Source organism: Variovorax sp. R-27, assembly GCF_049913215.1.
Taxonomy (GTDB): domain Bacteria; phylum Pseudomonadota; class Gammaproteobacteria; order Burkholderiales; family Burkholderiaceae_C; genus Variovorax.
Genome location: NZ_CP183984.1, coordinates 6,483,685 through 6,502,767, shown reverse-complemented (window position 1 = coordinate 6,502,767; position 19,083 = coordinate 6,483,685). Strand labels below are relative to the sequence as shown.

Here is a 19,083-nt window from a genome sequence, read left to right as displayed (position 1 = left end):
TTTCACGTTGGCACCCGTCAACCAGGTGCCGTTCTTGCTGACAAAGCCTGGTCGTTCAGTTCTTGCCCAGGCCACCCAAAAAATGATTCGCGATGAAGAAGTGGTCTTCGTAGACGTGGTCCTGCATGTCGAGGAACTCGGCGATCGGCACCCATCGCACCTCGGCCGCATCGTCGTCGGCACGCACGTCTGAAAGGCCCGTCCACTGGTTGTGCGCCAGCTCGAAGAAGAAGCCGTGCGTGATCGTGCGGCCGCGCTGCGAGCGGTCGGGCGCGTCGAACACGTGGCTGGCCTTCATGCTGCCGTTGAGCACGGGCACGGGCACCTTGAGGCGGGTTTCTTCCTTCAGCTCGCGAACGGCCGCGTCCTGCAGGCGCTCGTGCTGACCAACGAAGCCGCCGGGCAGCGCCCAGGTGCCCTTGCCGGGATGGAACTTGCGCTGCACCAGCAGGATGTGGCCGGCCTCGACCACGATGGCGTCGACGGTGGTGTAGATCGGCGGAAAGTCGCTGCCCGCATAGCGGTACTTGTCGCGGTAGTCGACGAGGAAGGCACGTTCTTCGCAGAGATCGGCGTAGTCGGCCGTGGTGGTGAACTGCTCGAGAAAGGCGGCGGTGCCGTCGGGCAGGTCGGCGCGTGCGAGCTGGCCGCGGTTCTCGGGATCGAAGTAGAGGCCGCGCACGTCGGTGGCGTTGAGGCTTTCCACGCTGTTCTGGCCGACGAACTCCCAGTGCGGGAAGAGCTTGAGGTAGTAGCTCGATGCGTCCTTCAGGTGCCCCACCAGCGCGACCTTGGCCTTGGCGGGTGCATGGCCGTCCTGCACGATGAGCCGTTCGACCGCCGACTGGATCGACGCGATCCAGATCTGGTCGTTGTAGGGCGAGTCGCCCACGCCGACCACGCTCACGCGCATCTGCTCGGTGCCGCGCAGGCAGGCGCGCACCATGCGTTCGCGTTCGTCGAAGGTAAAGGGGTTCTTGACGCTGCGTGGCTTGCGGTCGGAGCCGACCACCACGATGACCCGATCGGCGGCGCGAAGGCCTTCTTCGATGAGTCGTTGATGTCCGAAATGAACGGGCTGGAAACGCCCGATGACGATGGCGTATTGAAACTTGCGTGTGCTCACTTGGGAATCCCCCAAAAAGGGCGCGATCAACTCGCGCTTGCGTTCAGGATAGCATCGGTGCCGCACATTGATCAAGCCTCCGATGACCGAGCCCTCTTCTCCCCCTACCGATGCCGTTCGCCTCAACAAGCGCATGGCCGAGCTCAAGATGTGCTCGCGCCGCGAGGCCGACGAGTGGATCGCCAACGGCTGGGTGAAGGTCAACGGCAAGCCGGCCGAGATGGGCGTGAAGGTCACGCCGTCCGACCGCATCGAGATCGACAAGGCCGCCAAGGGCCAGCAGGCGAACCAGGTCACCATCCTCATCAACAAGCCCATCGGCTACGTGAGCGGGCAGGCCGAGGACGGCCACGAGCCGGCGGTCACGCTCTTCACACCGCAGAACCGCTGGACGGAAGACAACGCGCGTTTCTTCTTCAGTCCCCAGCAGCTGCGCGGCCTGGCGCCGTGCGGGCGGCTCGACATCGACTCCATCGGCCTGCTGGTCATGACGCAGGACGGCCGCATCGCACGCCAGCTCATCGGCGAAGACTCCGTGATGGAGAAGGAATACCTGGTGCGCGTGGCCTACCACGGCCTGGGCCAGCCCGCGCCTACCGGCCAGCTGGTGCGCATGGACGACGACGACCCCGTCACCACCAACGTGCAGGCGGTCTTTCCGCCGGCCATGCTGGCCAGGCTGCGACACGGCCTGAGCCTCGATGGCCAGCCGCTCAAGCCGGCGCGCGTCGAATGGCAGAACCCCGAGCAGCTGCGCTTCGTGCTCACCGAGGGCAAGAAGCGGCAGATCCGCCGCATGTGCGAACTGGTCGGCCTGAAGGTGGTGGGCCTGAAGCGCGTGCGCATCGGCAAGGTGATGCTCGGCAACCTGCCAGTGGGCCAATGGCGCTACCTCGGGCCGCACGAGAAGTTCTGAGCCTGCGCGCGCTGAACCGCGCCACGCTGGCGCGGCAGATGCTGCTGGCACGGCGCAGGCTGACGGTGACGCAGGCCGTCGAACGCCTGGCCGGCCTGCAGGCGCAGGCGCCCAACCCACCCTACATCGGCCTCTGGAGCCGGCTCGAAGGTTTCCGGCGCGAGCAGCTGACCGAAGCACTGCAGAAGCGCCGCATCGTGCGCATGTCGACGATGCGCGCGACCCTGCACCTGATGACCGCGAGCGATGCGTTGGCGTGGCGTCCGCTGCTGGAGCCCGTGCACCAGCGCGGCCTGCTGGGCAACCACAAGAAGGCGCTCGACGGCATCGACCGCGCGGCGGTGGTCGAGGCAGGGCGTGCGCTGCTCGCCGAACGGCCGCACACCGGCGCCGAACTCGGGCAGGCCCTCGGCGTGCGATGGAAGGGCCGCGAGACGGCCTCACTGGCCGGCCTGATCCGCAACAACGTACCGCTGGCGCACCTGCCGCCGGCCGGCACCTGGAACTCGCACCAGAGCGCGCTGCTGCAGCCCCTCGGCGATTGGCTGGGGGAGGCCGTCGACGCAACCCCGGCCACGCAAGACGACCTGCTGCTGCGCTACCTTGCCGCCTTCGGCCCCGCCACGCTGGCCGACGCCGGCGCCTGGTCGGGCCTCACCGGCTGGAAGGCCGTGGCCGAGCGCCTGCGGCCGCAGTTGCGCGTGTTCACCGGCGAAGACGGCCAGGAACTGTTCGACCTGCCCCGCGCGCCGCGCCCTGACGCCGACACGCCCGCGCCGCCGCGCCTCGTGGCCGAGTGGGACAACCTGCTGCTCTCGCACGCCGACCGCAGCCGCGTGCTGAGCGAGGCGCACCGTGCTCGCGTGTTCACCGTCAACGGCATCGTGCGTGGCACGGTGCTGCTCGACGGCTTCGTGGCGGGCGTCTGGAAGATCGAGCGCGCGAAGAACACTGCCACCGTGGTGCTGGAGCCGTTCACGCGCTGGTCGAAGGCCGACCGCGTCGGCGTCGAGAAAGAAGCCCTCGATCTGCTGGCCTTTGCCTCGGACGGCGAAGGCGAACACCATGCCGTGCGTCTGCCTTGAACGGGCCATGACCAGGCCATGACCCCGTGGCGCACCCGCCGTCTAAGCGTGCCCTAAGTATTCGTTTCTACGCTGCGCCACGGCGCAGACACTTCCGATCATCCCGGTCGCGTGCTACCTTGCGGCCGAAGGAGTCGCCGCGATGCGCGTTCTACTGGTGGAAGACGATGAAATGATCGGGCGCAGCCTGAAGCAGGCGCTCGAGGGCGCGGGCTGGTCCGCGGACTGGGTGCGCGACGGCGAGCTGGCGCAAAGCGCGCTGGGTGACGGCGGCTACACCTGCGTGCTGCTCGACCTTGGCCTGCCCAGGCAGGACGGCACAGAAGTGCTGCGCCGCGCGCGCGAGCGCGGCGATGCCACCCCGGTGCTGGTACTCACCGCGCGCGACGGCCTCGACGACCGCATCCACAGCCTCGACCTCGGCGCCGACGACTACCTGCTCAAGCCTTTCGAATTCCGCGAGCTGCTCGCGCGCATGCGCGCCGTGGTGCGCCGCCGCGACGGCGCCGCGCATTCGCTGGTCGGCAGCGGCTCGTTGCAGCTCGACCTCACCACGCGCGAAGTGGTGGTCAACGGCGCGCGCGAAGCGCTCACCGCGCGCGAGTTCGCGCTGCTGCATGCGCTGCTGGAGCGGCCCGGCGCCATTCTTTCGCGCGAGCAACTCGAAAACCGCATCTACGGCTGGGGCGAGGAAGTCACCAGCAACGCAATCGACGTGCTGATCCACGGCATGCGCCGCAAGCTCGGTGCGGACGCGATCCGCAACGTACGCGGCCTGGGCTGGCGCGTAGCTGCATGACCGGAGCTCCGCGCAGCGGCGGCCGCTGGTGGCGGCCCCGTTCGCTGCGCACGCAACTGCTGCTGTGGCTCATCACGCTGCACCTGGGCGCGGCCGTGCTCACGGCGTGGTTCTCCTTCGAGGCCTACGGCAACCTCGTGCACAACGCGCTGGACGACCAGATGCGCCTGGTGGCCGAGTCGTACGAAGGCAGCGACCCGCAGAAGCTGCCGCACCCGATGGACGGCGAGGCCGCCTTCTCGCGCGGCGCTTTCATCGTGCAGATCTGGAGTGCCGACGGCCAGACGCTGCGCGCCACCTCGTGGCCCGTGCTGACGGTGCCCTTGCAACCCCAGCCCGGCTTCAGCGACGTGAACACGGGCGCGCATGCGGGCTCCGACTGGCGCGTGTTCACCGCCAAGCCCGGCACGCGCGCCGACCAGCCGCGCGTGCAGGTGCTGCAGAACGAGGACTACCGCCGCCGCCGCGCCCTGCGCCGCGCAATGTTCGAAGGCCTGCCGATCGCGCTGCTGCTGCCGCTGGCGCTGCTGATCCTGTGGATCATCGTGTCGGCGGCTTCGCGCTCGCTGCGCGCGGTGGCGCGCGACGTGGCCTCGCAGGACGAGCGCAGCCCCACCGAGCTGTCGCTCGCGCGCGTGCCCGACGAAATCGCGCCGCTGGTGGGCGCCTTCAACAACCTGCTGACACGCGTGCGCAATGCCTTCGCCACGCAGCGGCGCTTCGTGCAGGACGCGGCCCACGAGCTGCGCACGCCGATGGCCGCCATCGGCCTGCAGATCGAGAACCTGCGCGCGCACGTGCCGGCAGGCGAGGCCACCGAGCGTTTCAACCAGCTTGAGGCCGGCGTCACGCGCGCGCAGCACCTGATCGAGCAATTGCTGCATCTCTCGCGGCAGGACGCGCCGCAGAGCCTCGGCAATGCGCGCGAGCGCGTCGACATCGAAGTGCTGCTGCGCGAGAGCGTGAGCCAGCTGATGGTGCTGGCCGATGCGCGGCGCGTGGACATCGGCTTTGAGGGCAGCATTGCCGCGGTGGTGTTCGCGCCCGCGGCCGAACTGCGCAGCGTGTTCGACAACCTGATCGACAACGCGCTGCGCTACGCGCCCGAAGGCGGCGTGGTCGACGTGAAGCTGCACGAGGTCGATGGCCACGCGGTGGTCGATGTGCTCGACAACGGCCCCGGCATTCCGCAGGCCGTCATCGGCCGCGTGTTCGATCGCTTCTTCCGCGTGCCCGGCGCTGTGGCGGGCGGCAGCGGGCTGGGGCTGGCGATTGCGCGTACGGCGGCCGAGCGGCACGGCCTGCGCATCGAGCTGCGCAATCGCACCGGTGGGCCGGGGCTGATGGCGCGCGTGCATCTGCCCGTGCTGCCGGTGTAGCGAAGGCCTGCCGGCAAGCGAGGCACCTGCGGTCCAAAGTTTCAGGAAAAAGCGTGCTGCTCACGCGTGCGTAACTCTTCCCTCACATTCACCTCAGTCTGCGTGCCTAGAGTGCACTCAGGTCCTGCCACGCGCAGTTCGCGCGATGGCACGTGACCGGGGACAACCTGCAATCAGGAGAACACGTCATGCGCACTTCCTTCAAGCTTCTCGCCGTCGGTTCCTTTGCTGCGCTGGCAGCCATGGGCGCTGTCACCGCATCGGCCGAAACCACCGATGGTTCGGATTTCCATCCGCTGCAGATGAATTCGCCCGCGAACCCGGACGTCCAGGCCGGCGCGATGGCCGCGGCCCGTCCGAGCGGCACCGAGCCAATGGGCCAGTCGACCAGCGCACCCGCGATGAGCTCGACGATGCCGGTGGCCGACATCCAGGCCGGCGCCTATGGGGCGTCGCACCCGACCGGCACCGAGCCGATCGGGCAATCGACTTCACTGCCGATGGTGAAGTCGGGCAGCGGCAGCTGAACTGAAGCTGCGCTGCCGGTGATGACGACGAACAGCGATCAGTCGTCGTTGCCGTTGCTGAGCAGGGCGCGGTAGATCACCGCGCCGATGATGGCCCCCGCAATGGGCGCCGCCCAGAACAGCCACAGTTCCGACACCGCATAGGACGGCCCGAACAGGGCCGGGCCCGTGCTGCGCGCCGGGTTCACCGAAGTGTTGGTCACAGGGATCGAGATCAGGTGGATCAGCGTGAGGCACAGGCCGATCGCAAGACCCGCGAAGCCGCCGGCCGCGCGCTTGGCGGTGGAGCCGAGGATCACGATCAGGAACACGGCAGTCATCACCACTTCGCACAGCAATGCGGCCGTCATGCCGTACTTGCCGGGTGAGTGCTCGCCGTAGCCGTTGGTGGCGAAGCCGCCGATGTCAGCGCCCGGCTTGCCCGTGGCGATGAGGTACAGCACACCGGCCGCCGCGATGGCGCCGAGCACCTGCGCCACGATGTAGCCCGCGAGCTGCGAGGCCTTGAAGCGGCCCGCGGCCGCAAGGCCGATCGACACGGCCGGGTTGAAGTGCCCGCCCGAGATCGGGCCCAGTGCATAGGCGCCCGTCACCACCGTGAGACCGAAGGCCAGCGAGACCCCGAGCAGGCCGATGCCGACACCCGGAAAGGCCGCTGCCAGAACTGCGCTTCCGCAGCCTCCGAGCGTGAGCCAGAAAGTACCAATGAACTCGGCCGACCATTTTTTGTAGGTACTGTGTTCCATAACTCTCCATCCTGAAGTTGAGAAAGCGCGCAATGCACGAGGCCGTGCGCGGGCGGATTCTAGGAACGCCAGGAGGGGGCGTCGAGCGTGTAATTCGTACTAACGGAACCTGTTCACGGATGGCGCGGCTTTTGTGCAGCGCCGCAACTGCGTTGCGTCTTCGTTCAGAGCGTCACGACGATCTTTCCGAACGCACCGCGCTCGAGGTGATCGAGCGCGGCGGGCAGCGCATCGAAGCCGTACTGCGCGGCAATCACCGGCTTGAGCGCATTCGCATCGACGGCGCGCACCAGGTCTTCGAGCGCGCGACGGTGGCCCACGCCGATGCCCTGCACCGTCACGCGGCCCAGCACCATGGCGTAGAACGACGCGCTCAGCGTCTCGCCGCCGAGCATGCCGATGATCGACACGCGCCCGCCCTGCTTCACGGCCTGCAGCGAGCGATCGAGGTTGGGGCCGCTCGCGAGTTCGAGCACGTGGTCGGCGCCGCGGCCTTGCGTGAGCCTGCGCACTTCGGCGGGCCAGTCGCCGTCGCGCGCCAGCACGTGCGTGGCGCCGAGTGCGAGCGCCTGTGCGCGCTTGTATTCGCTGCCCGTGACGACGATGGCCTGCGCGCCATGCAGCCGCGCGATCTGCAGGCCGAACAGCGCGACGCCGCCGGTGCCGTGGATCAGCACCGTCTCGCCCGCGCGCAGCGCACCGGTCTCGGCGAGCGCGAACCACGCGGTGAGGCCTGCGCACGGCAGCGTGCTGGCTTCGGCCAGGCTCAGCGTCGTGGGCGCGGCCACGGCCCAGGCGGCGTCGAGCAGCACATGCGAGGCGAGCATGCCGGGGCCGGGTCCGCCGAGCAGCGTGGCCTCCGCGTGCCAGTGGCTGTCGATCCAGCCGCCCCAGAAGGTGTTGACGACCCGGTCGCCGACGGCGAAGCGCGTCACGCCGGGGCCGATGGCCGTCACGGTGCCCGCCATGTCGGAGCCGGGTGTGAAGGGCAGGTCGAGCGCCATGCCCATGCCGTCGCGAATCATCAGCAGGTCGCGGTAGTTGAGCGACACCGCGCCGACCTTCACGAGGATCTGGTTGGCGCCCGGCACGGGCAGCGGCGCTCCGGCCTGTTCGAGGTGGGCGCGGCCGAGCGTGGGGAGCTGCCAGCGGCGCAGCGTTCGAGGTTCCTGCATGAAAAGACTCCGCGGAAGGAAAAAGAAAAAAGAGGAGCCTTCATGCTATTGACGATGCCGGGTACCCGGTGGCGGATAATTTTCCTTTCACTGGTGCTTGAAAGTCTCCAATGGGCCAACGTCTGCAAGGCATCGAGGAATTCGTCGCGGCGGCCGAGGCGGGCAGCTTCGCGCTGGCCGCGCAGCGCCTGCATGTCACGCGCTCGGCCGTCGCCAAGAGCATTGCGCGGCTCGAAGCGCGCCTGAACACGCGGCTCTTCTTGCGCACCACGCGCAGCCAGAGCCTCACCGAGGAAGGCCACGGCTACTACGAGCGCTGCCGTCGCGTGCTGGCCGAGCTCGAGGCGGCCGAAGCCGTGACCGACGCCGCGCGCAGCACCGCCTCGGGCCTCGTGCGCCTGAGCATGCCGGCGATGCTGGGCCGGCTGAAGGTCGGGCCGCTGCTGCTGGCGCTGGCGCGCCGGCATCCGCAGCTGTCGCTCGAGCTCTCGTTCAATGACCGGCGCGTGGATCTCGTGGAAGAGGGGCTCGACCTGGCCATCCGCAGCGGCGAACTCGCCGACAGCGCGGAACTGGCTGCCCGGCCGGTCGGCATGCAGTGGATGGCGCTGTGCGCCTCGCCCGCCTACCTGCACGAACACGGGCATCCCGCGAACATCGATGACCTGAAGGAGCCGCACGAGGCCGTGCTCTATGCGCGCGACGGCCAGATCTCGTCCTGGCGCTTCCACGACACCGAGGGCCGTCTTGTCGACGTGACGCTGCCTTCAAGGCTGCGCTGCGACAGCGCCGAGGTGCTGCTCGAAGCAGCCATCGGCGGCATGGGCCTCGCGCGCCTGCCGGCCTGGCTCGCGGCCGATGCGCTCGCGGCAGGCACGCTGGTGCGCGTGTTCGACGAGCCGCGGCCCTTCGGCTTCGCGCTGCACGTGATCCGCCCGCGCAGCCGCTACCTGCCGCTGAAGACGCGGGTGGTGATCGACTGGCTCGCCGAGCACCTGCCGCCGCTGCTGGCCGCGCGCTGAAGCGGACGCTATCCTGCGCGTTCAAACAACGAACGAGGAGATCCGCGCATGCATCCTTTTGCCGTCCGACACATCGCCACCGCCGCATGCATTGCCACGGCGGCCCTGCTGGGGGTGTCGAACACCGCGGCGCAGGGCACCGTCAACGCGCTGTGCAGCACCGACGCGGGCTGGTGCGAGGCGGCGGCCACCGCATTCACGCGCGAGACCGGCATCAAGGTGCAGCAGGCCCACAAGGGCACAGGTGAAATCGGCGCGCAGCTGCGCGCGGAAGCCGCCAACCCCAAGACCGACATCTGGTGGGGTGGCACCGGCGACCCGTTCCTGCAGGCCGCCGAGCAGGGCCTGCTCGAACCCTACCGCCCGGCCTACATCAACGACCTGCACGACTGGGCGGTGCGCCAGTACGCGCTGTCGCAGAACATGGTGGGCGGCTTCTACACCAGTGCCATCGGCTTCGGCTTCAACACCGACCTGCTCAAGAAAAAGAAGCTGCACGAGCCCAGGTGCTGGGCCGACCTGATCAAACCCGAATACAGGGGCGAGATCGAGATCTCGCACCCGGCATCCAGCGGCACGGCCTACACCATCATCGCGGGCCTGGTGCAGCAGATGGGTGAAGAAGCGGCCTTCGAGTACCTGAAGAAGCTGCACCGGAACGTCACCAACTACACCCGCAGCGGCCAGGCCCAGGCGCCCAACGTGGCCAAGGGCGAAGTGGCCATCGGCGTGAGCTTCATCTTCGGCTTCGAGCGCTGGCGCTACGACAAATTTCCCGTGAAGACGGCCGCGCCCTGCGAAGGCACGGGATACGAGATCGGCGGCATCGCGCTCGTGAAAGGCGCGCGCAACAAGGAGAACGCCAGGCGCTACTACGACTGGCTCATGAGCCCCGCGGGCCAGGCCATCGGCGGGCAGTCGGGCAGCCTGCAGTCGCCGGCCAACAAGACCTTCAAACCCGACCCGCGCATCCCGTCGATGGCCGACGTGAAGCTCATCAAGTACGACTTCGAGAAGTACGGCAAGGCGGCCGAGCGCAAGCGCCTGATCGACCGCTGGACGCGAGAAGTGGAGTCACAGCCGAGGTAGGGCTCGCCCCCAGGCTTCGCGCACGCCTTCAGGACGTGCAGGCCTTGTTGTGCGAGGCGTGCATGCCCTTGGCTTTGGCATCGACCTCGCTCAGGTACTCGCCCTTCTTGGTCTTGCCGTAGTAGCGGTCGCCCATGCAGTGATAGACCTTGGTCTCGTCGTTCGCCCACACCTTGCCTGCGCCGCCACCGGGCGCGGCCGCCATCTTCGTGAGGTCGGGCGAGCCCGGCGTCCTGGTGGCCGTGCCGGTGCTCGGCGCCACACCGGTCTTGTCGACCTTCGCCGACTGGGTCTCGACCGCGGGTGCGGGTGTGGGCGCAGCCGCTGCGGCCGGCGCAGTTGCCGCCGCAGCACCGGCAGCAGCCGGCGCGGCCTTGCCGAACCAGGTCTTGATGCCCTTGTGACCACGGCAGGCGCCGGACTTGGTGTCGGGCGATGCGTAGCTGCCGTCCTTGCATTGCACGGTGGTGCCGGCGGGCGCATCGGCCGGAACCTGTGCCTGCGCGCCGAGCGAGGCGAGCCCGAGGAAGGCTGCGACGCACAGCACGCGGGATTTCTTGTTGTTCATGCAAAGCTCCTGGAGGGGTGAAGGAAAAGATCCACCGCGCAGCTTTGGCGAGCGATCCCAGCGCCAGCTGACTTGCACGCCGGAAAGAGCCAATCAGGGCGAACTGGCCGTGAAGGTGACTTGCCCGGTGTAGGTGCCGGCGGTGCGGCTGGCCAGGTTTGCGTACGAGAAGGTCCAGGTCGCGGTGCGCTGGGTGACGAGGTTGGCGAAGCTGGTGCCCACGACATTGACCGTGGTGCCCGTGCCCGAGTTGGGAATCGGCGGCGCGGGCAGGTTGCTGTCGCTGCTGGCGATCGTGATCTCCGACAGCGGGATCGTGTTTGCCCCGCTCGTGAGCGGCGCGGTCGCGGCTGCCCGCAGCGTGACCTGTCCTGCGTTGCTGCGCACCTCGACCGGCAGCGCGTTCCCGCTCGGCGTGACGCTGAAGGTCGGCGCCGCGCCGCTCCAGTTCACGGGCGTGTTGTTGCCCGCGACCGGCGTGGTGGGCCCGCCCGGGATCGACGGCGTCAGCACGAAGCTCACCGTGCTCGTGGTGCCGCCCGGCGTGGGCCACGCGCCGTCGCCGATGCGAAAGAAGATGAACTTGTCGATGGCGATCGTGAAGTCGAGGTTCACCAACCCGGTGGTCAGCGGCACCGAGGCGCTCGGGCCGACGGTGCTCGACGCGGCGTGCGTGGCCCCCATCGGCGCCATGCCGACGGCCGTGGCGAGCAGGCCCGAGAACGTGCCTGCCAGGGGGCCCATACGGTGCGTCACTTGAGCTCCATGTCCACCTTGAAGCTGCCCTTGTCCCAGTCCAGCGTACCGCTGGCCTTGACCGGGTAGGCGGGCTGCGGCGCGGGCTGGCCGCTCTCGCCCTTGGGCACCAGTGCCAGCGTGCGCGTCTGGCCCGGCAGGATGGGGGTGCCTTCGGGCACCAGCTCGAACGCGCGGCCCTTGCTGTCGGTGGCGTCCAGGCTGCCTTCGAGCCGGCCGTGCGCGTCGCCCGTGTTGCTCACGGTCACCAGCGTGCGGCGTGCGCCGTTTGTTTCTCCGCTGGCGATCTGCTTGATTTCGAGCTTGGGCTCGGCGCCGTTGAGCATGACGTACACCGCCACCGCGATGCGGCCCGTGACCGGCAGGCTCAGGCTGGCGCCGCCGCTCTGGATGACGGTCTGCTGCGCCGGCTCCGTGCCCTCGATGGCGATCATGAAGCGGCACTCGCCGCGCGGCGCGTCGGCCGGCGGATCGACCTGGAAGCGGAACGCCTTCTTGCTGCGCGCCGGCACCGAAACGCTGCGCCGCTCCAGCACCACCCACGGCCTGCAGCTGCCGGGCAGCAACTCGTCGTGGTAGCCGATGTTGCCTTCGGCCGAATAGCTCCAGTCGATGGTGCGCATCGTCACCTCGGTGGCGGTCGGCGCCAGGTTGTGGATGTCGAGCGACTGCCCCAGGCGCGCGCCGGCCTTGCCCGAGAGTTCGAAGCGCGACGGCGTGACCGCCAGCTCGAAGGGCGCGGCTGTTGCAGCGCCGGCCACTGCCAGCAGCAGGAGGACGAGAGAAGAGGGAGAGAGAAAAACGTTCATGGCAGGGTTTCGATTTCGAAGAACGACTCGAAGCTCAGCGCCGAGCCCGAAGGCATGCGCAGCTCGCGGGGGTCGACGCGCAGCGTCAACTCGAAGGTCTCGTTCATCCATGGCGCCTGGACCACGCCGTTCCACACCTGCACCCGGTCGCCGGGCCGGCCGCTGCCGCTTGCGAAGGCGCCGTTGCCGCGCCATTGCACCTGCATTCCGGCCGGCGAGCGCAGGCCCGCGACCATCGACGGAATCACATAGAAGATGCGCGCGCGCCGGCCCACATGGGGGGCGGTGGCCAGTCGGTACTCGATGCGCCCGAGGGGCAGCACGACCATGTTGCCGTCCATCCCCTGGGCGTTGCTGAAATCGCTGCGCACCTGTGCGCGCGGGGAGGCCGAATCGTCGAGCCGGGCGACCGCCGCCCATGCGGGGGCGAGCGCTGCACCGCAGAGCAGCAGTGCAGCGGCTGGCCATCGGCGAAGGCGCGGGGAGGTCATTCCATCGACGCCGTGAAGCGCACGGTGCCCTTGTAGTTGCCGCCCGGGTACACCACGTCGTTGTCGTAGGAGAACTGCAGCCGCGTGGCAGTCACGTTGCGCGACAGGTAGGTCCAGGTGCCGACGCCCAGGACGCAGGGCAGGCCGAGCAGGCCGACGCAGAAGGTGGCGTTCGCGTCGTAGCTCGCGATCGACTGGTTGGCGGCGGCGGTGAAGCGGCCGCCCTGGATGTCGCCCGAGGCGGCGTTGCTGTTGTTCGTGGCCACCCAGCTGATCTTGCTGAAGGGAATGGTCGTGGCGCCGCAGCCGCCCGACTGGCAGGTCAGCGCGATGGAGGAATCGACGCGCAGCGTCACCGGCCGAGCCACCGTGGTGTTGGCTATGGGGCGCACCGGCATCACCCAGACGTCGATGGTCGGCGCGCCGGTCACGGCCGTGGGGGTCAGCCCGGCGTTGGCGCCGGTCACGCTGAAGGCCACCGTGTCGATGGTCGCACCGGGCGATCCCACGCGCAGGGTCAGGCCGTAGCTGCTGCCCGTGTCGGTCACCGTGGTGATGACGGCGTGGGCGGGCGGGGCGAGGCTCGCCGCCGCCACGAGCGCCGTCGTGGCGATCGCCTGGCATCGGCGGCTGCGCGTCATCAAATGCCCTGGGCTGTGTACGTGATGGTGTTCGTGTACGTGTTCGCAGCCCAGCCGGCGGGCGTGCCACCCAGCGAGTAGGCCCAGGTGCCGGTGGCGACCGCGTTCGAGGGGAACGAGGTCGAGGCGCAGGCGCCGAGGTTGGCGCCCGGATGAGGCAGCGTGCCCGTTGCGGTGACCGTGAAGTCCGCGTTCGTCGGGCCGCCCGTGAGAGGCGCCCAGGCGCCCATGGCGCAGTTGATGGTGCCGGCGCCGGCGTTGGTCCAGGCGTACACGGTGAGCGTGCTCGCGGCGGACGTGGTCGTGACGGTGGGCGCCGCGCCGTTCCAGTCCACGTTGGTGTTGTTGCCCACTACCGGCGTAGTGGGCACGCCCGGAATGCTGAGGGCTGAAGTCCAGGTCACCGTGTCGACCGTGGTGTTGGTCGAGCCGACGCGCAGCAGGATCAGCTTGGGCACCGTCACGCTCAGGTTCACCTTGGCCTGCGCCGTGATCGTGCCCGTGCCGGAGCCGTATTGGCTCTCGGCCATGGCGGGTGCTCCGGCAAGGGCGAGGCCTGTGAGAGAGGCGGCCAGCGCGAGGCGGGCAATGGGTTTTCGGGTCATGAAGTCTCCTTGGGGTTGTGTATGCGGGGAAAAAAAGAAATCGAAAGGTCGGTGTCGTGGTTCATTCGCCCACCTTGACCACGGGAATCGCAGCAGTGGCCTGGCCACGCAGCGGCACGTTCACGCTCGTCCCGCTGTCGCCGGCCGCGCCCCAGGGCAGCGGCACGCTTTCGAGCGTGAGCGTCAGTTGATGGCGGCCGGTGGTCACCAGCGGAAATTCGAAGCGGCCGTCGCGATCGGTGATGGCGCGGTAGCGGCCGTCGAGCAGCACCTCGACGCCGGCCACGCCGCCTTCGCCCGACTGCTGCTCGCCGTCGCGGTTGGCGTCGTAGAACACACGGCCCGACACGCTGCCGCCGCCCGCACCCTCGCCGCGCGCGCCCACCGCCCGGTAGGCCGTGCCGGCGCTGCCCTCCCAGCGCAGATAGATGTAGGCGGTCTTCTCATTACTGCGATAGAGATTGGGTGCGGAATAAGAGGTCGGCAGCAGCGATGCGCGCGCCTGGTTGAAATTGGCCATGAAGCCCACGCGCCAGCCCGCGCCCAGCTCCTTCTCGGCCATGAGCGAGCCCGACAGGCCGCGGCTGGTGTAGAGGCCGCCGCTTTGCGAGGTGTAGCGCAGGTTGCCGCCGACGTTGAAGCCGCTGTCGATCCAGTAGCGGAACTGCAGGCCCGCCGTCGGGTAGCTGCGGGTGGTGCCGCCGCTGCTGTCGCGCGCATGGCCGAGGGTGGTGGTGAGCTCGGGGCGCATCGTCTCGTAGCGCCCGCCGATCCAGTCCTGCTCCCATTGCACTTCCTGGCCGGTGGCGGCGCTGTCGCCGAGCACGATCAGCTCGTTGCGCCGCACCGTCAGCGTGAAGCGGCTGCGCGGCCAGTCGAAGAAGCGGGTCTGGTAGAAGGCGCTGCCGTAGAGGCTGCGCCCGTCGCCGCTCGCTATGGCGTTGGCGGTGCCGCCGTCCGGCAGCCCGTCGTAGCGCGTGCGGTACGCGCTCAGGCTGCCGCCGACGGAGTTGTAGCGGTCGAACAGGTACTGGAAATTGCCGCTCGCGCCGAAGCGCCGGTAGCCCGAGAGATGGAAGCTGGTGTCTGGCGCCGCGCGCTCGTAGTCCAGGCCGGCGCCCCAGCTCATGCGGCTGGTGTTGCGGTCCACGCGCCAGTACGCGCCGCGCGTGCCGGTCGCCAGTGCGTAGTCGCCGAAGTACAGGTTGGGCCGCGCGGTGTAGATGCCGAATTCATGGCGGTACAGGCCGGTGCGCGCGCTCGCCTCGATGAAGAGGCCCTGCGAATTGCCGGTTGCCACGCCCGGCGTGGGCGAGTTCACGCGGCTGCCCACCAGCGTGGCGCGCGCCTTGAAGTCGCCGTCTCGCACCACCTCGCGGCCGTAGCCGATCGACGTTGCCCAGCTCGTGACGTCCTTGCGGCCGATTCCCATCGCCGTGATGGGGTCGATGTAGTAGGCCGGAATGTCGCGCGCCTGGTCGAGCTGGAACGAGGCGAACCATGGATCGCCCAGACGCAGCGTGGCCCCGAGCCAGCCGAGCGTGCCCTGGCTCTTCTCGAAGCCGGGGTACGGCCCGCCAGTGAGGTTGCCGCGCTGGCCGATGCCGGCGCGCACGTCGAGATCGGTGTTGAAGACGCGCGTCGAAGCGCCGCGCACCGTGGACGAGCCCAGCGTGAGCCTGTAGTTGCGCGCCAGGCCATCGGTGACTTCGCTGTAGATGTCGCCCACGGCGGTGTCGGCGAAGGTCTGCGTGGTCAGCGGAAAGCCGAGGTTGCGCAGCGTGAAGCGGCCGCTGGTGGCCTCGCGCGCATAGCCCAGCGAGCCGATGCCGATGCCGCTCGCGCTGTTGTCGCCGCCCAGGTGGCGGCCGTCGGCCTGCAGCACGAACTCGCCGTAGTTGAGGGTTTCGCGCCGGTACTCGAAGCGCTGGCCGAACTCGGTCGCGCGCTGGCGGCCGTAGCCGGTGGTCGTGGCGTCGCCGAAGCCGATGCGGCTTTCCACCAGCCAGGCGCGATAACCCTGCGGCTGCTCGGCTTCGGGCGTTGCGTCGGCCGCCGCGGTATCGGCATCGAGAGTCTCGAAGCGATCTTCGTAGGCCTTGGGCGCGGAGTCGACGAGCGCCTTCAGCCGCGCCTGCTCTGCCTGTGCACGGTCGAGGGTCTCGATGCGTGCGTCAGCCACGGCCTGTGGTTTCTGGGGCTCGGCCTGCGCCTGGGCGCAGGACAGCCATGCCAGGGCGGTCGTGCATTCGAGCCACGCGAGCACGCCCCTCGGATGCCACAGGGCTCCGACGGGACCAGGTACGGTCCACGGCGTTGTTCGAATCATCTGGCGACATCCCTGTTTTGTCTCCCGGGGTGTTGCGGCCCTGTTCCGGATCAGCGCAGGATATTTCAGAAGTGTTGACGACCGTTAATATTTCGTGACCCGGAAGGCTTCCCCGGGCGAGAACGTTGGTCTTACGCCTTCAGGGGTGCGCAAAATGGAGCCTTTCGACCCCATTTGCCTCTTGATGAGGTCGAAAGACCACCCATTTGAAGAAGTTGGCACAGCGTCACCGCATGGACGCCGTGCCCGGCATAGAATTTTTTGGCTTCGATATTTCTCTTTCCATGGCTGATTCCTCCAAAACCAAACTCCCCTTCCAGGCTGAAGTCGCGCAACTGCTGCACCTCGTCACGCATGCGCTGTATTCGAACAAGGAAATCTTCCTGCGCGAGCTGATCTCGAACGCATCGGACGCGTGCGACAAGCTGCGCTTCGAGGCGCTCGACCACCCCGAGCTGTATGAAGACCAGCCAGAGCTCGACGTGCGCCTGAGCTTCGACAAGGCCGCGCGCACCATCACCATCACCGACAAGGGCATCGGCCTGTCGCGCCAGGAGGCCATCGACAACCTCGGCACCATCGCCAAGAGCGGCACAAAAGACTTCATGAGCAAGCTCAGCGGCGATCAGAAGGCCGACGCACAGCTCATCGGCCAGTTCGGCGTGGGCTTCTACTCGGGCTTCATCGTGGCCGACAAGATCACCGTCGAATCGCGCCGCGCCGGCCTGCCGGCCGACCAGGGCGTGCGCTGGGCCAGCGGCGGCGCCGGCGACTTCGAGGTGGCCGACATCACGCGCGCAGAGCGCGGCACCAGCATCACGCTGCACCTGCGCGACGACGCTGACGAATACCTCAACGCCTGGAAGATCAAGCAGATCGTCGGCAAGTACTCCGACCACATCTCCCTGCCCATCCTGATGGAAAAGGAAGAGTGGAAGGACGGCGAGAACGACCAGCCCGGCGACATGGTGAAGACCGGCGAGTGGGAAACCGTCAACAAGGCCAACGCCCTGTGGAGCCGCCCCAAGAAGGACATCACCACCGAGCAGTACGAAGAGTTCTACAAGAGCATCAGCCACGACTATGAGGCCCCGCTCGCCTGGAGCCACAACCGCGTGGAAGGCAGCACCGAGTACACGCAGCTGCTGTACATCCCGGCCAAGGCCCCGTTCGACCTGTGGAACCGCGACAAGAGCGCGGGCGTGAAGCTCTACGTGAAGCGCGTCTTCATCATGGACGATGCCGAGGCGCTGATGCCCAGCTACCTGCGCTTCGTCAAGGGCGTGATCGACTCGGCCGACCTGCCGCTGAACGTGAGCCGCGAGCTGCTGCAGGAAAGCCGCGACGTGAAGGCGATCCGCGAAGGCAGCACCAAGCGCGTGCTCGGCATGCTGGAAGACCTGGCGAAGAAGCAGAAGACCGCGCCCGAGAGCGGCGAGGGCAAGATCGACGTGGGCTCCGGCGAATCGGTGCCGGCGCCTGAACCGACCGAAGGCGTGACCGATGTCGTCGACAAGAACACGCCCACTGCGGCCGAAACTGCTGCCGCGGCTGCCGATGAATCCGGCAAGTACGCCAAGTTCTACGCCGAGTTCGGCGCGGTGCTGAAAGAAGGCCTGGGCGAAGACATGGGCAACCGTGACCGCATCGCCAAGCTGCTGCGCTATGCCTCCACCACCACCGATGCGGTGAGTGTGAGCTTCGCGGATTACAAGGCCCGCATGAAGGAAGGCCAGGACGCGATCTACTACATCACGGCCGACACGCTCGCCGCTGCCAAGAACAGCCCGCAGCTCGAAGTCTTCAAGAAGAAGGGCATCGAGGTGCTGCTCATGACCGACCGTGTCGACGAGTGGGCGCTGAACTATCTCAACGAGTTCGACGGCACCCCGCTGCAGAGCGTGGCCAAGGGCGCGGTCGATCTCGGCAAGCTGCAGGACGAGTCCGAGAAGAAGGCCGCCGAGGAAGCCGCCGAGTCGTTCAAGCCCATGCTCGAGAAGCTCAAGGAAGCGCTCAAGGACAAGGCCGAAGACGTGCGCGTGACCACCCGCCTGGTCGACTCGCCCGCCTGCCTCGTGGTGCAGGACGGCGGCATGAGCACGCAGCTCGCGCGCATGCTCAAGCAGGCCGGCCAGCCCGCGCCCGAACTGAAGCCGGTGCTCGAAGTGAACGCCGAGCATCCGCTGGTGAAGAAGCTCGAGGGCTCGTCGCATTTCGACGATCTCGCGAACATCCTGTTCGACCAGGCGCTGCTCGCCGAAGGCGGGCTGCCAGCCGACCCGGCCGCCTACGTGAGGCGCGTCAACGCGCTGCTGGTGTGAACGACCGGCCGCGCGTCCCTCGTGCAGCAGCCGTCGTTCCGGCGGCGCTGCTGTTGCTTCTGGCGGGCGGCTGTTCTCACTATCACGTCGGTATTCCGCTGGTGCCCGGACTCTCGCTGGGGCTGGGCGCCACCAAGGACGGCAATTTCTCGGTGGGGCTCAACACCGGCTTCGGTCCGCTCGGTGCGGGCGTGGCCGTGAACAACGGCGGGCAGGTGTCGGGCTCGGCCGGCGTGGGTGTCGGCGTAGGGCCGGTGGCCACGGGGGTCAGCAAGGGCGCTGTGCTTTATGACCCCAAGGCCGCGCCTGCGGCTCCCGCTGCTGTGGCGGTCGCTCCGGCCGCTGCACCTGTAGCACCCGTGGCTTCGGCGCCGACCGCTGCGGGAACGCCGGCGACGGTTGTCCCCGTGCGCTATTCGACACCTGCCGATCCGTTCACGCCCATCGCCACTCCTGCTGCCGCGGCCCAGGCACCCGCTGCCTCCTCGGTGGCACGCACCGCGACACCGGCCCGGCCGCCCCTCGTCAAGATCACGCGTCCGCCCCCGGAGCCTCCGGCGCCCGCCGTGAACATCAAGTACCGCACCCCGGCCGTGGCTGCCGCCGCGGCCTCGGCCCGCGAAACCGGCACGCCCGGAAACCCCGTCGCGCCCTGATCGACGCGCCTTTCACACGAACACGCGACCCGGCCTAACATCG

The 19,083-nt window shown here is 68.4% G+C and carries 19 protein-coding genes; 9 read left to right on the top strand and 10 right to left on the bottom strand.

Going from position 1 to position 19,083, the window contains the following annotated elements; genetic code table 11:
- Positions 1-55 precede the first annotated feature (55 nt).
- A complete protein-coding gene (locus tag ACN9MV_RS30570; protein ID WP_097197729.1) occupies positions 56-1,126 on the bottom strand; it encodes a bifunctional nicotinamide-nucleotide adenylyltransferase/Nudix hydroxylase in 1,071 nt (356 codons plus the stop codon).
- An 82-nt stretch (positions 1,127-1,208) separates the two neighbouring features.
- On the opposite strand from ACN9MV_RS30570, the gene ACN9MV_RS30565 reads away from it, so the two are divergent.
- The 5 genes from ACN9MV_RS30565 (at position 1,209) to ACN9MV_RS30545 (ending at position 5,832) form a co-directional block, all read left to right on the top strand.
- Positions 1,209-2,042: a pseudouridine synthase gene (locus ACN9MV_RS30565; protein ID WP_426390690.1), complete on the top strand. Its 834-nt coding sequence runs from the start codon at positions 1,209-1,211 to the stop codon at positions 2,040-2,042.
- Positions 2,009-3,127 (top strand): winged helix DNA-binding domain-containing protein, encoded by a 1,119-nt coding sequence (locus ACN9MV_RS30560; protein WP_426390689.1) that lies wholly within the window; start codon positions 2,009-2,011, stop codon positions 3,125-3,127. The genes ACN9MV_RS30565 and ACN9MV_RS30560 overlap by 34 nt, the downstream gene beginning before the upstream one ends.
- 142 nt (positions 3,128-3,269) lie before the next feature.
- Positions 3,270-3,926 (top strand): response regulator, encoded by a 657-nt coding sequence (locus ACN9MV_RS30555; protein WP_093058650.1) that lies wholly within the window; start codon positions 3,270-3,272, stop codon positions 3,924-3,926.
- The gene (locus ACN9MV_RS30550; protein WP_093080933.1) at positions 3,923-5,305 is read left to right on the top strand and encodes a sensor histidine kinase; all 1,383 of its coding nucleotides are present in this window, start codon (positions 3,923-3,925) and stop codon (positions 5,303-5,305) included. The genes ACN9MV_RS30555 and ACN9MV_RS30550 overlap by 4 nt, the downstream gene beginning before the upstream one ends.
- Before the next feature lie 188 nt (positions 5,306-5,493).
- On the top strand, positions 5,494-5,832 hold the full coding sequence (locus ACN9MV_RS30545) for a hypothetical protein (RefSeq protein WP_093080935.1): 339 nt from the start codon (positions 5,494-5,496) through the stop codon (positions 5,830-5,832).
- Positions 5,833-5,870: 38 nt separating this feature from the next.
- Here the strand turns inward: ACN9MV_RS30545 and aqpZ are convergent, their stop codons facing one another.
- Together aqpZ and ACN9MV_RS30535 are read right to left on the bottom strand one after the other, a co-directional pair.
- On the bottom strand, positions 5,871-6,578 hold the full coding sequence (gene aqpZ, locus ACN9MV_RS30540) for an aquaporin Z (protein WP_093058653.1): 708 nt from the start codon (positions 6,576-6,578) through the stop codon (positions 5,871-5,873).
- 164 nt (positions 6,579-6,742) lie between these two features.
- Positions 6,743-7,753 (bottom strand): zinc-dependent alcohol dehydrogenase family protein, encoded by a 1,011-nt coding sequence (locus ACN9MV_RS30535; RefSeq protein ID WP_426390688.1) that lies wholly within the window; start codon positions 7,751-7,753, stop codon positions 6,743-6,745.
- Between the two features lie 110 nt (positions 7,754-7,863).
- Here ACN9MV_RS30535 and ACN9MV_RS30530 point away from each other — a divergent pair, with 110 nt between their 5' ends.
- Both ACN9MV_RS30530 and ACN9MV_RS30525 read left to right on the top strand, forming a co-directional pair.
- A complete protein-coding gene (locus ACN9MV_RS30530; protein WP_426390687.1) occupies positions 7,864-8,775 on the top strand; it encodes a LysR substrate-binding domain-containing protein in 912 nt (303 codons plus the stop codon).
- Positions 8,776-8,823: 48 nt separating this feature from the next.
- On the top strand, positions 8,824-9,864 hold the full coding sequence (locus ACN9MV_RS30525) for an ABC transporter substrate-binding protein (RefSeq protein ID WP_426390686.1): 1,041 nt from the start codon (positions 8,824-8,826) through the stop codon (positions 9,862-9,864).
- 28 nt (positions 9,865-9,892) lie between these two features.
- Here ACN9MV_RS30525 and ACN9MV_RS30520 read toward each other — a convergent pair whose 3' ends face one another.
- The 7 genes from ACN9MV_RS30520 to ACN9MV_RS30490 all read right to left on the bottom strand — a co-directional run bounded on the left by ACN9MV_RS30520 (position 9,893) and on the right by ACN9MV_RS30490 (position 16,063).
- The gene (locus tag ACN9MV_RS30520) at positions 9,893-10,432 is read right to left on the bottom strand and encodes a DUF3761 domain-containing protein (protein WP_426390685.1); all 540 of its coding nucleotides are present in this window, start codon (positions 10,430-10,432) and stop codon (positions 9,893-9,895) included.
- Between the two features lie 93 nt (positions 10,433-10,525).
- Positions 10,526-11,188: a hypothetical protein gene (locus ACN9MV_RS30515; protein WP_256331047.1), complete on the bottom strand. Its 663-nt coding sequence runs from the start codon at positions 11,186-11,188 to the stop codon at positions 10,526-10,528.
- The gene (locus ACN9MV_RS30510) at positions 11,185-11,997 is read right to left on the bottom strand and encodes a hypothetical protein (RefSeq protein ID WP_093179772.1); all 813 of its coding nucleotides are present in this window, start codon (positions 11,995-11,997) and stop codon (positions 11,185-11,187) included. Before ACN9MV_RS30510 ends, ACN9MV_RS30515 begins: the two co-directional genes overlap by 4 nt.
- Positions 11,994-12,488, bottom strand: a complete 495-nt coding sequence (locus ACN9MV_RS30505) for a hypothetical protein (protein ID WP_097197738.1) — start codon at positions 12,486-12,488, stop codon at positions 11,994-11,996. Before ACN9MV_RS30505 ends, ACN9MV_RS30510 begins: the two co-directional genes overlap by 4 nt.
- Positions 12,485-13,129, bottom strand: a complete 645-nt coding sequence (locus tag ACN9MV_RS30500) for a hypothetical protein (protein ID WP_426390684.1) — start codon at positions 13,127-13,129, stop codon at positions 12,485-12,487. The genes ACN9MV_RS30505 and ACN9MV_RS30500 overlap by 4 nt, the downstream gene beginning before the upstream one ends.
- Positions 13,129-13,734 (bottom strand): hypothetical protein, encoded by a 606-nt coding sequence (locus ACN9MV_RS30495; protein WP_093080952.1) that lies wholly within the window; start codon positions 13,732-13,734, stop codon positions 13,129-13,131. The genes ACN9MV_RS30500 and ACN9MV_RS30495 overlap by 1 nt, the downstream gene beginning before the upstream one ends.
- Positions 13,735-13,795: 61 nt before the next feature.
- Positions 13,796-16,063 carry an SdrD B-like domain-containing protein gene (locus ACN9MV_RS30490; RefSeq protein WP_426390683.1) on the bottom strand — a complete coding sequence of 756 codons (2,268 nt, stop codon included), beginning with the start codon at positions 16,061-16,063 and terminating at the stop codon, positions 13,796-13,798.
- A 284-nt stretch (positions 16,064-16,347) separates the two neighbouring features.
- On the opposite strand from ACN9MV_RS30490, the gene htpG reads away from it, so the two are divergent.
- Complete coding sequence (gene htpG, locus ACN9MV_RS30485) at positions 16,348-18,384, top strand: molecular chaperone HtpG (RefSeq protein WP_426390682.1); 2,037 nt, start codon at positions 16,348-16,350, stop codon at positions 18,382-18,384.
- Complete coding sequence (locus ACN9MV_RS30480; RefSeq protein WP_426390681.1) at positions 18,381-19,040, top strand: hypothetical protein; 660 nt, start codon at positions 18,381-18,383, stop codon at positions 19,038-19,040. The genes htpG and ACN9MV_RS30480 overlap by 4 nt, the downstream gene beginning before the upstream one ends.
- The last annotated feature ends 43 nt before the right edge of the window (positions 19,041-19,083 follow it).

What these genes read in the sequence shown, in the direction of transcription:
- ACN9MV_RS30565 (WP_426390690.1), top strand. Translation starts at nt 1,209, where the DNA reads ATGACCGAGCCCTCTTCTCCCCCTACCGATGCCGTTCGCCTCAACAAG.
- ACN9MV_RS30560 (WP_426390689.1), top strand. Translation starts at nt 2,009, where the DNA reads ATGGCGCTACCTCGGGCCGCACGAGAAGTTCTGAGCCTGCGCGCGCTG.
- ACN9MV_RS30555 (WP_093058650.1), top strand. Translation starts at nt 3,270, where the DNA reads ATGCGCGTTCTACTGGTGGAAGACGATGAAATGATCGGGCGCAGCCTG.
- ACN9MV_RS30550 (WP_093080933.1), top strand. Translation starts at nt 3,923, where the DNA reads ATGACCGGAGCTCCGCGCAGCGGCGGCCGCTGGTGGCGGCCCCGTTCG.
- ACN9MV_RS30545 (WP_093080935.1), top strand. Translation starts at nt 5,494, where the DNA reads ATGCGCACTTCCTTCAAGCTTCTCGCCGTCGGTTCCTTTGCTGCGCTG.
- aqpZ (WP_093058653.1), bottom strand. Translation starts at nt 6,578, where the DNA reads ATGGAACACAGTACCTACAAAAAATGGTCGGCCGAGTTCATTGGTACT.
- ACN9MV_RS30535 (WP_426390688.1), bottom strand. Translation starts at nt 7,753, where the DNA reads ATGCAGGAACCTCGAACGCTGCGCCGCTGGCAGCTCCCCACGCTCGGC.
- ACN9MV_RS30530 (WP_426390687.1), top strand. Translation starts at nt 7,864, where the DNA reads ATGGGCCAACGTCTGCAAGGCATCGAGGAATTCGTCGCGGCGGCCGAG.
- ACN9MV_RS30525 (WP_426390686.1), top strand. Translation starts at nt 8,824, where the DNA reads ATGCATCCTTTTGCCGTCCGACACATCGCCACCGCCGCATGCATTGCC.
- ACN9MV_RS30520 (WP_426390685.1), bottom strand. Translation starts at nt 10,432, where the DNA reads ATGAACAACAAGAAATCCCGCGTGCTGTGCGTCGCAGCCTTCCTCGGG.
- ACN9MV_RS30510 (WP_093179772.1), bottom strand. Translation starts at nt 11,997, where the DNA reads ATGAACGTTTTTCTCTCTCCCTCTTCTCTCGTCCTCCTGCTGCTGGCA.
- ACN9MV_RS30505 (WP_097197738.1), bottom strand. Translation starts at nt 12,488, where the DNA reads ATGACCTCCCCGCGCCTTCGCCGATGGCCAGCCGCTGCACTGCTGCTC.
- ACN9MV_RS30500 (WP_426390684.1), bottom strand. Translation starts at nt 13,129, where the DNA reads ATGACGCGCAGCCGCCGATGCCAGGCGATCGCCACGACGGCGCTCGTG.
- ACN9MV_RS30495 (WP_093080952.1), bottom strand. Translation starts at nt 13,734, where the DNA reads ATGACCCGAAAACCCATTGCCCGCCTCGCGCTGGCCGCCTCTCTCACA.
- ACN9MV_RS30490 (WP_426390683.1), bottom strand. Translation starts at nt 16,063, where the DNA reads ATGATTCGAACAACGCCGTGGACCGTACCTGGTCCCGTCGGAGCCCTG.
- htpG (WP_426390682.1), top strand. Translation starts at nt 16,348, where the DNA reads ATGGCTGATTCCTCCAAAACCAAACTCCCCTTCCAGGCTGAAGTCGCG.